General features: G+C 44.8%; 12 protein-coding genes. 3 read left to right on the top strand and 9 right to left on the bottom strand.

Annotated elements, in window-relative coordinates; genetic code table 11:
* Positions 1–16: 16 nt before the first annotated feature.
* The 3 genes from OJ16_RS00510 to OJ16_RS00500 form a co-directional block, all read right to left on the bottom strand.
* Entirely contained in the window at positions 17–1,114 is a 1,098-nt protein-coding gene (locus OJ16_RS00510) for an amino acid ABC transporter permease (protein WP_040986331.1), read from the bottom strand.
* Between the two features lies 1 nt (position 1,115).
* Positions 1,116–2,312, bottom strand: a complete 1,197-nt coding sequence (locus OJ16_RS00505; RefSeq protein ID WP_040986329.1) for an amino acid ABC transporter permease — start codon at positions 2,310–2,312, stop codon at positions 1,116–1,118.
* A 75-nt stretch (positions 2,313–2,387) separates the two neighbouring features.
* Positions 2,388–3,416, bottom strand: a complete 1,029-nt coding sequence (locus OJ16_RS00500; protein WP_040986327.1) for an amino acid ABC transporter substrate-binding protein — start codon at positions 3,414–3,416, stop codon at positions 2,388–2,390.
* Positions 3,417–3,814: 398 nt separating this feature from the next.
* On the opposite strand from OJ16_RS00500, the gene OJ16_RS00495 reads away from it, so the two are divergent.
* Positions 3,815–4,750, top strand: a complete 936-nt coding sequence (locus tag OJ16_RS00495) for a precorrin-2 dehydrogenase/sirohydrochlorin ferrochelatase family protein (protein WP_040986325.1) — start codon at positions 3,815–3,817, stop codon at positions 4,748–4,750.
* 138 nt (positions 4,751–4,888) lie between these two features.
* Here OJ16_RS00495 and OJ16_RS00490 read toward each other — a convergent pair whose 3' ends face one another.
* The gene (locus tag OJ16_RS00490) at positions 4,889–5,374 is read right to left on the bottom strand and encodes a YajQ family cyclic di-GMP-binding protein (protein ID WP_040986323.1); all 486 of its coding nucleotides are present in this window, start codon (positions 5,372–5,374) and stop codon (positions 4,889–4,891) included.
* A gap of 21 nt (positions 5,375–5,395) precedes the next feature.
* A complete protein-coding gene (locus OJ16_RS00485) occupies positions 5,396–6,448 on the bottom strand; it encodes a 3-deoxy-7-phosphoheptulonate synthase (protein ID WP_040986321.1) in 1,053 nt (350 codons plus the stop codon).
* A 248-nt stretch (positions 6,449–6,696) separates the two neighbouring features.
* On the opposite strand from OJ16_RS00485, the gene OJ16_RS00480 reads away from it, so the two are divergent.
* On the top strand, positions 6,697–7,179 hold the full coding sequence (locus OJ16_RS00480) for a PaaI family thioesterase (protein ID WP_173425040.1): 483 nt from the start codon (positions 6,697–6,699) through the stop codon (positions 7,177–7,179).
* 17 nt (positions 7,180–7,196) lie between these two features.
* Here OJ16_RS00480 and OJ16_RS00475 read toward each other — a convergent pair whose 3' ends face one another.
* Entirely contained in the window at positions 7,197–8,567 is a 1,371-nt protein-coding gene (locus OJ16_RS00475; protein ID WP_040986317.1) for a hypothetical protein, read from the bottom strand.
* 100 nt (positions 8,568–8,667) lie between these two features.
* Here OJ16_RS00475 and OJ16_RS00470 point away from each other — a divergent pair, with 100 nt between their 5' ends.
* Positions 8,668–9,501: a CvfB family protein gene (locus OJ16_RS00470; protein WP_040986316.1), complete on the top strand. Its 834-nt coding sequence runs from the start codon at positions 8,668–8,670 to the stop codon at positions 9,499–9,501.
* Positions 9,502–9,723: 222 nt separating this feature from the next.
* Here OJ16_RS00470 and rsmF read toward each other — a convergent pair whose 3' ends face one another.
* The 3 genes from rsmF to OJ16_RS00455 all read right to left on the bottom strand — a co-directional run bounded on the left by rsmF (position 9,724) and on the right by OJ16_RS00455 (position 15,220).
* Positions 9,724–11,145 (bottom strand): 16S rRNA (cytosine(1407)-C(5))-methyltransferase RsmF, encoded by a 1,422-nt coding sequence (gene rsmF, locus OJ16_RS00465; RefSeq protein ID WP_082030195.1) that lies wholly within the window; start codon positions 11,143–11,145, stop codon positions 9,724–9,726.
* A gap of 147 nt (positions 11,146–11,292) precedes the next feature.
* On the bottom strand, positions 11,293–13,926 hold the full coding sequence (locus OJ16_RS00460) for an MlaD family protein (protein WP_040986312.1): 2,634 nt from the start codon (positions 13,924–13,926) through the stop codon (positions 11,293–11,295).
* Entirely contained in the window at positions 13,919–15,220 is a 1,302-nt protein-coding gene (locus OJ16_RS00455; RefSeq protein WP_040986310.1) for a paraquat-inducible protein A, read from the bottom strand. The genes OJ16_RS00460 and OJ16_RS00455 overlap by 8 nt, the downstream gene beginning before the upstream one ends.
* Between the last annotated feature and the right edge of the window lie 21 nt (positions 15,221–15,241).

The raw sequence follows: 15,241 nt of genomic DNA, 5'->3' as shown, positions 1-15,241 counted from the left end.
TCCTTATATGCATTCATTATCGTTTGTGGCCGGTATGGAGTTTATTTTCAAGCCAGATTGAATAGCGCGACATGCCGAAACAAAATACCCAAAACACAAGGGCGACAAACACATAACTTTCGGTGGCGAACCCTAACCACTGAGGGTCAGTATTCGCGGCTTGTCCGATACCGAGGACATCAAACATACCGATAATGAGCACTAAACTGGTGTCTTTGAATAGGCCAATAAACGTATTAACGATCGATGGGATACTGATTTTCAGTGCTTGGGGGAGAATAATGAGGCCCATCTTTTTCCAGTAACTCAATCCCAGAGCATCGGCGGCTTCATATTGCCCTTTAGGTATGGCCTGCAAACCGCCTCTAACTACTTCGGCCATATACGCCGAACTAAACAAGACTACCCCAATAAGTGCACGAATTAGCTTGTTAGTCTCTGAGCCTTCAGAGAGAAACAGAGGTAACATGACCGAAGCCATAAACAAGACGGTGATCAGTGGAACGCCACGCCACACTTCGATATAAACCGTACAAATACTGCGAATGATGGGCATATCCGATCGACGACCCAAAGCGAGCGCGACACCAATCGGTAACGACACCACAATACCAACCAACGCGATAATTAGAGTGACGAGTAAGCCGCCCCATTTGTGCGTTTCTACGACGTCTAGACCAAAAACACCGCCGTAAAGTAAGCCTGCAGCAAGGAATGGATAGACATTAACAAAAAACAGCCAAATCCAGGTGCGTTTAGGCGTATTTTCATAGGCTAATAGCACCGTAAAAATCGCTAGTGTGGCATAGAATAATTGTGGTCTCCAAAGCTCTGCTTGAGGATAAAAGCCAAACATGAACTGATCCCAGCGAACGCTAATAAAGACCCAGCATGCACCAACGCGTGAGCAGTCGTCGCGAGTACTGCCGACCCAATCTGCATCAAGTACGGCCCATTGGAGTGCGCCCCAAAGGCCAATAAAGGCGAAGTAACCAAGAATAAGAGTGACGATAGAGTTGGCAACGTTATTGAATAAGTTACGTCGTAACCAGCCGATCACACCCACGGTATTCGCTGGTGGCGGTAGGTCAGGTTGAAACTGATGTGTACTCATATTATCTCTCCACCAAAGCGACTTTACGATTGTAGATATTCATCAAGGCTGAAGTGATGAGACTTAAGCTGAGATAAACGGCCATCGTCATAGCAATGATTTCGATTGCTTGACCGGTCTGATTGAGTGTTGTGCCCGCAAACACTGACACTAAATCGGGATAACCAATCGCCATTGCTAGTGAGGAGTTTTTGGTTAAATTCAAATACTGACTGGTTAAGGGCGGAATGATGATCCGCAGCGCCTGAGGGATCACGACTAACTTAAGCGTTTTTGAACGCGATAATCCCAGTGACATTGCGGCTTCGGTTTGCCCGTGACTTACCGCATTAATGCCAGAGCGAACGATTTCAGCAATAAAAGAGGCGGTATAGATACTTAACGCCAGTAGCAGTGCGGCAAGTTCAGGAATAATGCTCAAACCCCCTCTGAAATTGAAGCCTTTAAGCGCCGGATATTCGGCTGAAATAGGTGAACCAGTGAGAAAGTAAGCAGCCACTGGAAGCGCGACACATAGGGCCAATACGATGCGAAGCATTGGGGTTTGTTGGCCAGTTATCTTTTGGCGATTTTTCGCCCATGTATTAATGGCGATCGAAACGACAATGCCAATCGCAAGCGCAAGGAAGATATAGCTCGAACCGGCTTCAAATACCGGAGAGGGGAAATACAGTCCACGAACATTTAAGAACACGGCTTCGCCAATGTTTAAACTTTGTCTCGGCAAAGGCAGTGCTTGGAGCACGGCAAAGTACCAGAAAAAGATTTGCAGCAGCAGTGGGATGTTACGGAAAACTTCGATATAAACGGCAGCGAGTCGACTCACAAGCCAGTTGGACGACAGTCGGGCGATACCGATGGTAAAACCAAGAACGGTCGCTAAGATAACACCTAAAAAAGAGACCATTGCGGTGTTTAATAGACCGATGATAAAGGTACGGCCGTATGAGTAGGTTTCGTCGTATTCAATCAGTGTTAGGCCAATCCCAAAGCCAGCTTCTTGATTGAGGAAATCAAATCCCGTAGCAATACCCCGCGATTCGAGATTGGAAAGTGCATTGTTAACAATGGTGTAAAAGAAAAAGCCAAGTGCGCTGACCGCGATGATCTGGAAAACGACTGAGCGAAAAGTGGGATTATAAACAAGGCTGGCCACAGAATTTTTTTCTTTTGGCGCCCCAGTCTGGGTAGGTTTCATACTGCATTAACCTCTAATCCATCAAAGGTAATAAAAGGGCGGAAGAACCGCCCTGTATCATTATCGTTATAGTGACTATCGGATTGGTGGGGCGTACATGAAACCACCCGCATTCCATAGTGCATTCACACCACGAGAAATTTGTAGTGGAGAACCTTCACCGACTGAACGGTCAAAACTTTCGCCGTAATTACCCACTTGTTTGATAATTTGGTAGCCCCAATCATCATTTAGCCCCAGTCCTTTACCTTTAGGGCCGTCGACACCAAGGATACGTTTGATGTTAGGATCGGAAGATTTCAGCATTTCATCCGCGTTTTCTGATGTAATACCGTACTCTTCGGCATTGACCATCGTATTTAACGTCCATTTAGCAACGTTAAACCATTTGTCATCACCTTGGCGCACGACTGGTCCAAGAGGTTCTTTAGAAATGATGTCAGGCAGTACGATGGCTGAACTTGGATCCGCCAGATTCAAACGTAGAGCATAAAGACCAGATTGGTCTGTCGTGAGTACATCACAGCGCCCTGCATCAAAACCTTTTGATGTTTGAGCCGCGGTATCAAAGACGACAGGATTATAGCTCATACCATTGTTGCGGAAGTAATCGGCGAGGTTCAGCTCGGTCGTGGTGCCGGATTGAACACAAACTGCGGCGCCATCAAGTTCTTTTGCGCCAGTAACACCAAGATCTTTTTTCACCATGAAACCTTGTCCGTCGTAGTAGTTTACGCCGACAAAGTTAAGACCAAGAGAAGTGTCACGGTGGAGAGTCCACGTTGTATTACGTGATAGAACATCGATCTCGCCAGATTGAAGGGCGGTAAAACGCTCTTTTGCGGTTAATGGTACATATTTAACTTTGGTTTTGTCGCCTAATACGGCGGCTGCGAGTGCTTGGCAGTACTCAACATCGATACCTTCCCATTCACCTTTAGAGTTAGGGTTAGAAAATCCCGGCAAGCCAGTGCTTACGCCACAAGTGATAAATCCTTGTTTCTTTACTTTATCGAGCGTGCTATCTGCTGCAAGCGTTTGAGCTGACATTAAAGCGGTAGATGCAACTGCGACTGAAGCAAGAAGTGTTAGTTTTTTAGCCATGTGTCTACTTCCTGTATGTTCCATGTTAATCAGGACTGCGCCTGAAACAACGCAAAAAACGTTACGTACTTTGTTATTGGTTTATTGATAGTTGTAAAATTTCACAACATACTAACTGAACCAGTTGTAAGCCTAGGTAAGGAATTGTTGTTTCTCAAATGTATAATTTAAATAGTATTTTGAGCGAAATCACAAACCTAGACATCTATCATCATGCTTAGTTGTTAATTTTATGTAAATAATACTTAAGTCGTAATTGAAGGGTTGTCCGATTCTCTCGCAGTTAAGAAGTAAAATCAGTATCATAGGGTTTGCTTTACATTGCTTGTGTCGCGAATGAACTGATAAGGTTCTTTTTAGGCGTATGAGAGCGCAACATCGAAGTATCAGGGAGTCCGATGCAGTATTTTCCAATATTTTTAGATCTGAAAGCCAAGTCCGTTTTAGTTGTCGGCGGAGGAGAGGTTGCGTGTCGAAAAGTGGATAGCTTAGTTCGCGCAGGGGCGATAGTCACCATTGTATCGCCAACAATTGATCGCTACTTAAAAACGTTAGTTGAGCAAAATGAATGCCAGTGGATTCAAAACTTTTACTCAAAAGATCAGCTAAGCATGCGCTATGTGCAAGTTTGGGCGACGACGGATAACCCAGAACTTAATCACCAAGTTCATCACGACGCAAAGCAATTGGGTTTGTTAGTGAATGTGGTCGACGATCAGCCGTATTGTGACTTTATCACGCCTTCTATGATCAATCGTGGCCGTATTCAAGTTGCGATCTCGAGTGGCGGCGCATCACCGGTCTTGGTGCGTAATATTCGACAAAGACTCGAAGCTCAATTACCACAGAACTTAAATATTCAAGCGGATTTTGCAGCGTCGAAACGCAACGATATTAAACAAGCACTGCCTGATGTTGAATCGAGAAGAAAGTTTTGGGAACGCTTTTTTGACTTGCCCGAAGTCGAGGTGGCGACTTCACACCAGGTGCTTGAGTCATGTTATCGACACTTAATTGATCAGCCGAATACCGAGGTAGGGCAAATTACTTGGATTGAATTTGGTGATGATGTTGAACTGTTATCGCTAAAAGCTCTTCGGTTGATGCAACAAGCGGAGTTAGTGCTTTATGCGCAAGATTGCCCGTTTGTATTCATCGATTCTGTACGCCGCGATGCGGAGCGTCTTGCTTTCGCTGATGAAGTGGCGCTATCAACGATGCTCGCACAGGCGCAGAAAGCACAATTACGTGTTGTGGTGCTTATTCCGCAAACCTCGACCAAGTTCAGTTTGCTGATCAAACAAGCGATGCATTTAAAGCTAGCAAGTCAATGACACTCATCAGCGTCAGGCATTGTCATACTGACATAAAATTGCGCTTCAGTACGTGTCCTGATGGATATAAAACAAAACCCGCCGAGTGGCGGGTTTTTTAATCGGCTCAATATTGATTGAGCTTAATCTTGTTTGAACTTAATCGCGGAAGTTTTCAAACTGGAATGGTTGACCCAACTCTGCGCCACGGATGTGTGCAATCGCCGTTTGAAGATCGTCGCGTTTTTTGCCCGTTACACGTACTTTTTCGCCTTGGATTGACGCTTGTACTTTTAACTTGGCATCTTTCAATGACTTAACAACTTTTTTCGCCATTGGTGTATCGATGCCTTGCTTAAACACAATCACTTGGTGCCAGCTACGACCCGTCGCTTCTGGTTCTTTTGATTCAAGAGAACCAGCGTCAATGCCGCGTTTTGCAAGGTGGCCACGAAGAATTTCGCGCATTTGTTTAAGCTGGAAGTCTCCTTCCGCTGTGAGTTTTACTGTTTCATCTTTTTGTAGCTCAAATTCAGCGGTCGCATTACGGAAGTCAAAACGAGTAGAAAGTTCACGAGACGCGTTTTCTACTGAGTTGCGCAGTTCAACGCTATCAATTTCAGAAACAATATCAAAAGATGGCATGTAGATATCCTCTAAGTAAATTTATGGGCGAGCTTTAACAGCGTTCGCCAATAGTTCCAACATGTTCGCAGTGTCTTCCCAGCTCAAGCAAGGATCGGTAATCGACTTGCCGTAGGTTAGGGAAGTGAGATCGTCCATTGGCTGGTTGCCTTCAATAATGAAGCTTTCAGCCATAATGCCGGCGATGAAAGTGCTGCCGCTTTTTATTTGCTCACAGATGTCTTTTGCCACATCCATTTGCTTGCGGTGATCTTTCTGGCAATTTGCATGACTGAAATCAACAACCAAGCGTTGCGGTAAATCAAATTCGGCTAATTGTTTGCAAGCAGCTTCAATTGATTGAGCGTCGAAATTAGGACCTTGTTCGCCACCACGTAAAATAACGTGGCCGAAAGGATTACCACTCGTGCGATAAACGGTCATACGGCCATTCTTATCTGGAGAGTAGAAATAGTGCGACGCTTTTGAAGCTCGAATAGCATCAATGGCAATTTTAATATTACCGTTGGTGCCATTTTTGAAACCCACAGGACAAGACAGTGCCGACGCCATCTCGCGGTGAATTTGTGATTCAGTTGTACGCGCGCCAATCGCACCCCAAGTAATGAGGTCTGCGATGTATTGTCCCGTAACCATATCTAGAAACTCAGTGGCGGTTGCCAAGCCAAGCATATTGATATCAAGCAGCAATTTGCGCGCTTTATGCAGGCCGGTTTCTAATGCATACGAACCATCTAAATTTGGATCCGTAATTAATCCTTTCCAACCTATGACAGTGCGAGGTTTTTCGAAGTAAGTACGCATAACAACAAAAAGTTGATCTTTGTACTGTTCTTGGATTGCTGATAGGCGGGTTGCGTAATCTAGCGCTGCTTCAGTATCGTGTACTGAGCAAGGCCCAACAATTACGAGTAAGCGTTGATCTTGGCCGCTAAGAATACGTTCAATTTGGCGACGAGAATGAGCTATGCGTTCTGCAACGTCGTCCGTAATTGGGTAAGCGTTACTCAACTCAAGAGGAGCTGGCATTGGGCCCAATGGTTGGGTTCTTAATTCGTCGGTTTTAAGTGGCATACCACAGCCTATTCTTTTTATTGCGAAGCAGTAAAGATAACGGAAACGCCATAAGGAATAAACCAATTATACAAATTCTTAAGATTTAACTTATAACCGAGTAAATAAACAGCTTAAATAAGGTGACAATGTAACTCATGGGGCGGTGGTAAGTCTCATAAGTGTTAACGGTATGTTGACAGTTGGTTTAATTCAGCTTTAATGAAAATTCAATAAACACATCAGACCAGTTCGTTATGAAGTCAAATTTGCTTTCGCCATTACAAAAAGCCAACTTGTACCTTAAATTGTTTGGCATGTTTAAGGTGCCACTTATTTGGTATTGCCGACCAAAAATTATTCATCTCGATAATGATAAAGTAGAGGTGTTAATTCCGTTAAAGCGGCGTAACAAAAACCATCTCAACAGTCTTTATTTTGGTGTGCTGGCTATTGGGGCGGATGTCGCTGGGGGTTTTATGGCGATGAGCAAAAGCCAAATGCGGGGAGAACGTATTAGCTTAGCGTTTAAAGCCGTACAAGCTGACTTTTTAAAACGTCCTGAAGCGGATGTGGTCTTTACTTGTCAAGATGGCCGATTAATTGATGAAATGCTGGATCAAACCATTGCCACTGGGCAACGTGTCAATCAAGCCGTCACGATTACCGCCACATGCCCAACATTGCATGGTGATGAGCCTATGGCGGTATTTCAATTAACGTTATCGATTAAAAAAACGTTACGTAAGTAATGTTCCCAAGTCATGCTCTATGGCAGTGGAATATTTGGGTCGACATCGATTTTTTCTATCGCGACAATCTTTGAACGGTTCATGATGATTTTCCAGCGATGGTAGCGTGGTTTTCCATCATAACGGTTTTCTTGGGCGATTAAGTTTATCAAATGGCGTTTCTCTACCGATTCTCGACTGACTTGACCATTGTTTAGTAGATAGACTTTATTGGATCCTTTATCCATCAAACGTGTAATTGAACGCAGGTTGATCATCATAGATTCGCGAGTTTCTTCGTAACCGCTCATGAATTTAGATGTTGCCATCTCAATGTGTGAACGGTAATGCAGGATCTGTTCTTCACGTTGTGCGGTGCGTTTTTTTCGTACAAATTGTATGCGGTCAGGCAGTTTATTTAACTGCGTATAGTCGAGCCATTCCGTTTTTTGACCAACCGTTTTATTGGTTGTTGGGTCAATATAACGTCGACGCCATTTTGGTTTGCCTTTTCGGAACCAGCGCCATAACACATCACGCAAGTCATCTTTAAATATCTCACGCAGCGCGTAAACAAACGACATCGCAATAATAAATGAGGCGGTGATTTCACCCCAGTAATCACGAGCAAGAATCGCGGTCGTGGTCACGAAGACCATCACAAAACCAGTCGCAATCCCTTTTACTGCACGTTTCATGTTTTTACCAAGCGAGGTCGTACGCTCTTTAAGAACGATAGGGTGCTCGATTAAACGGCGCAGTAAACGCATTTTGTTACTCATACGCGTGACGTCGTCACGTGTTGTTGCTGAGTTGTAGTTGTTCAGTTTGCGGTGCGCTTTTTCTTTTTCAACAATCGTGATCAAACGTTCTTTTAAGGTTTTGTATTCACCTTCACGCGGCATGTGCGCGACTAAAGAAAGAAACTTTTGCTCGGTATACCAAGAGAGATAGTTATCAATATTGGCATAGTAACGCTTTAGATTTTCTTCATAAGGAATGGCACGGCGCAGTTTTTTTAGAATGTCGATGGCAAGCTCGATCACCGCATCGATTTCTTCATCGGTGACTAATTCACGATCGTGTTTATTCAGTTCACTCACGGCCTTGTCTAAGGCAATAACATATTGATAGGCGAACAAACTCAAACTAACACGATATTGAGTTGAAGACAGGCGGCCACGTTTTGCTAGGCGACTGTGCACGAGAGGCAACAGCGTTTTATCACTGTAGTAAGCGCGTTTTTGGACAATCGACTCGTAATAGAATTCGGTTTCTTTTAATACATCAGGACAAAGTCCTAACTCACCCGGCACGAAAAAATAGAGGTCAAGATCGGCTTTCTTGCTGGACGCCATAGAGTGAGAAATCTTGAGGGTGATGCCGTCTAGCTTATCAACGGTAATCAAGAGAAAGCTCCAAGAGGAAAAAAGTTCTAATTATCTGGCGCAAGCATATCAGAGTTTCGCTATAATCGCGCTAAATTAAGTGTTACTGAGAAAAAATACGATGATAAATGTTGGTCAAATAAACCACCTAGAAGTTGTTAAAAAAGCAGAGTTTGGTGTCTTTCTTGATGCAGGCGAATACGGCACCACTATGTTACCTAATCGCTTGGCTCCAGAAGGGATTGAAGTAGGTCAGTTTATTGATGCATTTTTGTATTTTGATTCTGACAATCACATTGCTGCGACGACGGAAACACCTATCGCGCAAGTGGGCGAATGGGGTTTGATGGAAATCGGTGGTGTTAACAGCACTGGTGCTTTTGCAAGCTGGGGCGTGAAAGATAAAGATCTACTGATCCCATTCAGTGAGCAACGCGGTCGCCTAGCCGTTGGTCAATCTATCTTGGTGTATGTGTACACCGATAAAGCGTCTGGTCGTATCGTGGGCACGACGAAGTTCAATAAATGGTTAGACAAAACCCCGGCGAGTTACGAGAGCAACCAACAAGTGGATCTGCTTATTGCAGAACGCAGTGAGCTTGGTTATAAAGCCATCGTTAATGGTGAGCACTGGGGCATGATTTTCAGCTCTGACGTGTTTGGTAAGTTGTTTGTAGGCAAGAAACTGAAAGGCTACGTGAAAGCCGTGCGTGCGGATGGCAAGGTTGATCTATCGCTGCAAAAAATTGGCGTAGCAAAAATGGACGAGCTAAGCACTCGTGTGATTGAGCTACTAGAGAAAAAAGGTGGTTTCTTACCGCTAAACGACAAGTCAACGCCAGAAGCCATTTTCTCTGCGTTCCGTACCAGTAAAGGCACGTTTAAGAAAACGATTGGTGGTCTTTACAAGCAGGGCAAAATTACTATCGAACAAGATGGCATTCGCTTGAGCTAACGTTTAGGTCTCTTTAAGTTCAGGTGCGTTTCTAACCAGAGCGCGCCTGATAAAAAGAAGGCCCAGATCTTATCCTGATCCAGGCCTAGGGGAATGGCTCTCTTAGAGCCTAATCTAATCTATGCGGCGTGAGACAATATCTATCTACTTATAAGACTAACTATAGTGCAATATTTTGGATGTGCGAGATATTGTAGTAATTTGCAACTAACCTCATACCTACTAAAATAAGTTCTTATCACGAACCAATTCTCTTGGTAGACCGTTTTTAACTCGATTTCCCACCCATTTTCCAAGCCCAATCACATCGTTAGCATAAGTCACGATGACTTCGCCTTTACCTGGTTGAACATCTGGACGAACATCTCGGCCCATAAACCATTCACGAGCATCTTCAATCGAAAGTGCTACGTTATTTGTACCATTACCTGTTGCAAGCGTGGTAGCCACTTGGTGCTGCCAGCGATAACCCTTTTTGTGGGCTTCCGCAATCTTAATTCCCATGCGTGAAAATTTAAACTCACTGAGCATCGGTTCAAGAGACGCGGGGAACAGCCAGACATCGTTATCGCGTAACCAAACCTGACTTTGCTCAGGCAGTTCGATGTTTAATGCCGCAAGTAATTGTTGAGCAATGTCTTGTTGGGTTTTGTCGTTAGCTTTAGTAAATGGGAATTTCCCTAAGCGCTTTTTCACTTCAGGCGCGGTAGCTGAGCCAGTTTTACGGATGCGTGCGACAAAAAAGCCCTCACAATCATAAACTTGAGGGAAGATATGTAAGAAGCCTTCTTCTGTAAGCGCTTTTTCTGCCTCAGGGAATAGATCTTTTAAGCTATCAAACTCAACCAGATCACCAAAGGTTTCTTTTAGGTGATGGCAAACTTGTTGGTTTTCCTCAATGCTTAAGGTGCAGGTTGAGTAAACCATGACGCCGCCGGGTTTTAACGCGTGGAAGGCGCTTTCAATTAAGTCTTTTTGCGTTTCAGAGATAGAAAGTACGGAGCTCTTGCTCCAGTTTTTCATGGCATCGGCATCTTTACGGACGGTGCCCTCACCAGAACAAGGCGCATCGATAAGTACGGCGTCAAAATGTTCAGGTAGCCACGCGCCAAACACACGGCCATCATAATTACTGAGTGCGGCATTACGAACACCACAGCGCTCGATATTGGCGTGAAGCACTTTTACGCGGCTCGCTGAAAACTCATTGGCCACTAACACGCCGTTATTTTGCATACAGGCGGCGACTTGCGTGGTTTTTGAACCCGGTGCGGCCGCCATATCTAATACGGCGTCATAGTTAGGGTTATTCATAAACAATGCAGAAACTGGCATCATTGAGCTGGCTTCTTGAATGTAAAATAAGCCGGCCATATGTTCAGCGGTATTTCCGAGCGGTACAACTGACTCATCAGCCTCAATCCAAAAACCGTCTTGACACCAAGGCACTGGCGTCAGTTGCCAGCCTTTTTCTTTTGCTCGCAGTAAAAATGCGTCGACAGATAGCTTTAAGGTATTAACACGAACGCTTTTACGCAGGGGACGTTGGCATGCCGAAATAAAGTCTTCCATGTTTAATGATTTAGGAAGAATAGCGGCCATTTCAGTAAGAAAATTTTCAGGTAAGTACACGTTCTGATGCAAGGTTCTGTCTCGACGAAATAATTTATACTCAATTATAACCTTTACGATAACGGCGTGCGAGCATCGACGTAGAAGAGAAGGAAATTCTCCCTTTGTATGGTTAGAAAAAACGCAGCGAATGCTGCGTTTAATCGAGAGAGGAGGTGATTATGGTTTCGGTATGGCTGTTCGCCATTTCGTCCATGCCTCTTCTGGCGCTGGGTATAAATAAAAGGACTGGTTTGATTTTGCTATTGGCTGCAGTTGTGCCTGCTCTGGCGTAGCAAACGTAATCCCGCCTCGTAGTAAACTCTCTAAAGTACCGGATTTAATATTCGCGCCCGTTAAACCGATTGAGACATCTACGCCGGAGGTATTCCAAAATACGCTATTTTGACGCACTAAGTAGGCATATTGCGCATCGATTGAAAGGGTGGTGATAACGCGATCAGCAAATTCACCTAACTCAACAGAAGTCACATGTCCTACCTCCATTTGGCGATAAAGAACGGGCGTTCCTTCAACGAGTGAACCGCGAGTTTCACTTTGCATAGTAAAGATGACACCATCCGTCGATTTCGGTTTTTCATGCAGAGTAAAGTTGTTGTGCAGCTCCCCCTTGCCAACCCGCACACTAATAGATTGGCTTAGCAGGTTGTTGATGTTTTTAATGCCACTCAATCCCACTTCAGCTTGTGGTAGCCAGAAGTAAGCGCCTTGACGAGCGATTTGCAATGCATATTCGGGTAGAATTTGTGCTTTGATTTCCACGTTGTCATGCTGAAAGTCGGGTATCACATCCGTGACTTCACCTACTTTTATATTGTTGTATTTGATCGCAGTACCAATGGTTACATTGCTGCTTCCCGGTGCGGTTAATGTGACCGCGTAACCTGACTTTCGAGCGCTCTTAAAGTCTTTGTATAACAACCACTGGTCGTTGTGACGATTAACCACACCAGGCAAAGAATCAAAGGCGATACCACCTTTAATTAATGTCTTTATTGGGTCGGCCTTGACGGTGACGCCCGCTAAGCTCGCATCAACCTCAATCCCAGAGCGATTCCAAAACACAGTCTGTGAATCAAGAAGATGTTTGTATTGGTTTTCGATGCTCAAAGTAACCAAGACGCTGTCTTGGTTCAGTTTGAAGTCAGAGACACTGCCGACCTGTAGATTACGGTAGAGTAGTGGACTGCCTTTGGATATCGGCGGTAGTTCATCGGTAACCAGTGTGATTTTTTGTGAGCCGGACAAACGATACTTAGCCAGTTCTGCTAATGAGCGACTCTGATAGAGTTGGTATTCGCGATTGGTTTTACCGCTTCCTTCACTAACGAAGCTGATCGATCCTGCCAGTAACTGTTTCGCTGGCGGAATGGTGATGTTGACGCCAGTGTCGGTTAACTCAGCGCTCGCACTGCCCGTGACAAAGAAACGGTTTTGCGAACGAATCAGATGCTGATAACGCACATCAATGAGCGCGTCAAAACGAACTTGTTCTTGGTCGAGTTGCACTCGAGTCACTTCGCCCACGGTAATGCCGCGGTATAGAATGTTTGTGCCTTGCTCCAAACCAAACGAGTTATCGGCGGTCAGTTGCAGAGAAATCGATTTAGCTTGTTGTTTGTTGAATTCCGCTTTACGAATGGCGGTGAAGCTGCGCGAGCGTAAGCCATCACCAGGAACAATCGTCAAGAAGTTACCTTTGACAAGATTCCCCAAATTTTCGACGCCAGAGAGCGATAGCTCGGCTTCTTCAAGAATGAAACGGCTGCCATCGGTCAACATGTCACTAAAGGCAGGCTGAACGGCTGCGGCTGCAATAATTTGTTTGCGTTCTTGGTCTAGATGTAAATCGGTGATCTGACCAATTTCCAAACCACGATAAATAATGGGAGCGCCCGATGGGCTGATTTTATTGTCGTCCGGCAACACAATGTTAATCGGAATGCCGCGACCGGCCGTTTTAAGATCAGGATACAGTTTAAATTGCTGGCTATCTTGCACGGGTTCGCCGCGGTCTGGTGAATCGACCGCTATGGAACCACCAATTAATGCCGCTAAACTTTCCAAACGAACATCGACACCAGAGAACCCGATACTTGCGCCAATGCCACTGACGTTCCAGAAACGACTCTCATCGGTGATGATTGAACGGTATTCGTCTTTAATCGACGCTTGGATAATAACGTCTTTGTTGTCTTTATCTAATTGGTAGGCATAAACCTCACCAATAGGAATCTTACGGTAAAGAATTTTTGAACCGATAGAAATGCCGCCTAAATCACGAGATTTAAGACTAATGTTCAACCCTTCGCTGGCGAACAGATCAACAGGGGCGCTCTCTAGAGCGACAAAATCGGTCTCTGGCTTGCCTTTTTGCTCGCCAGGTTGAATCGCAATATAGTTACCAGACACAAGGGCATCTAACCCCGAAATGCCAGACAGCGTCGCGGTCGGCTTGACCATCCAAAAACGGGTTTTGTCGGATAATAGCTTGGTGGCATCTGGGTAGATATCCGCTTCAACATAGATACTTTGTAAATCTTCACTCAAATTAATAGAGCGGACCATACCCACTTCCAAGCCTTGGTAGCGAACCGTGGTTCGGCCGGCGATAAGACCTTGCGCATCAGAGAAGTGAATTTGCACTTTTTGACCAGAATCGTGGATGGCTTTAAACACCAGCCAGCCAGCCAGCAACATCGTGATGATGGGCAAAATCCAAAGTGGGGAGATCCCCTTATTGCGCTTCACATCGGGAGAATAAGAAGGTTGCGAAGACGTAGAATTACTCATTCAAAGACTCTTTTTGTTTAGACACATTGTCGGGGCAGTTTTCGAGCGTACTATTATCGATAGGGGCATCGATAGGGGTATCTCGATAATTATCCCATATAAATCTTGGATCGAAACTTTCGACGGCCAACATGGTTAATACCACAACGCAACCAAAAGCAACAGCACCATAACCCGGGGTAAAATCAAGGATTTGACCCCGGTCAACTAAGGTCATCATGATGGAGATAACAAACAGATCCATCATTGACCATTTACCAATCCATTTAACAAAGAAATAGATCATCATCCGTTGTCGATGAAATATTTGGCGTTTGAATTTAATCGCCAAAAGAATATATGTCAGGCCAATGATCTTAGCGACGGGCACCACAATACTGGCGACAAAGATAATGATGGCAATACCGGTCATACCATTTTTAATCAATGCGGCAACACCCGAAAAAATGGTGTCTTCTAAGCGTTTACCGTTGGTCAGTAACACCGAAATGGGCATTAAGTTGGCAGGAAATATCGCGATAGAAGCGGCAATTAAATACGCCCAAGTCTTTTGAATTGAGTTAGGCCGGCGATGGCTAATCGTGCTTTGGCAACGGACGCAGTGTGAGGCTTCAGGTTGAGAAAGATGGCAGCATAAACAATGCACCTGTTTTCTTTCAAACGCATAATGGCTTTCTTGACGATACGCCTCCCAGTAACGACGAGTACTCACTCGACTGATCAGCAGGACGGTGAAAATCTGCAATAAGATAAGTCCGTAGAGGCCTGGGCCAACAAAAATGTCCGAGTAGTCTTGCAGCTTAAAGCAGGAAATCGCCACACTAATGAGAAACACATCAATCATCACCCAATGTTTTAAGTGCTGAATAACCCACAAAGTGCATTTGAGTAATTTAAAATGACTCGTTTTGAGCGCGACATGCGCCAACATCACAGAGCTGCACACCATCAAGGGTGCAATAGAGCTGCAAAAAAAGATCAGCAATGCCAGGAAAATAAAACCTTCACCAAATAAAGAAAACACACCAGAGGGCAGTGTCGCAGGGATCATTTGGCCAAATAGGCGAATGCTCAGGTAATTGAAAAAATGTGATGGAATAAAAAGCAGCAAACAGGTGACAGCAATAGCAAGATTGCCGGAAAGGGAAGGCTGGCCTCCACGGTAGAGTTGCGAACGGCAGCGAGGGCAGTAGGCACTTTTGCCCAACTTGATTTCGACAACGTCAACGGGAAGCTCACAGCCTTGGCAGAGGCGGACCTTGCTGGTTTTACAACGATGCGCAAGAGGGCTCATTTGAGCCCTCGCGTCAATAAA

It is taken from the genome of Vibrio renipiscarius (assembly GCF_000827885.1).
Lineage (GTDB): Bacteria > Pseudomonadota > Gammaproteobacteria > Enterobacterales > Vibrionaceae > Vibrio > Vibrio renipiscarius.
This window is presented reverse-complemented; position numbering and strand designations above follow the sequence as displayed.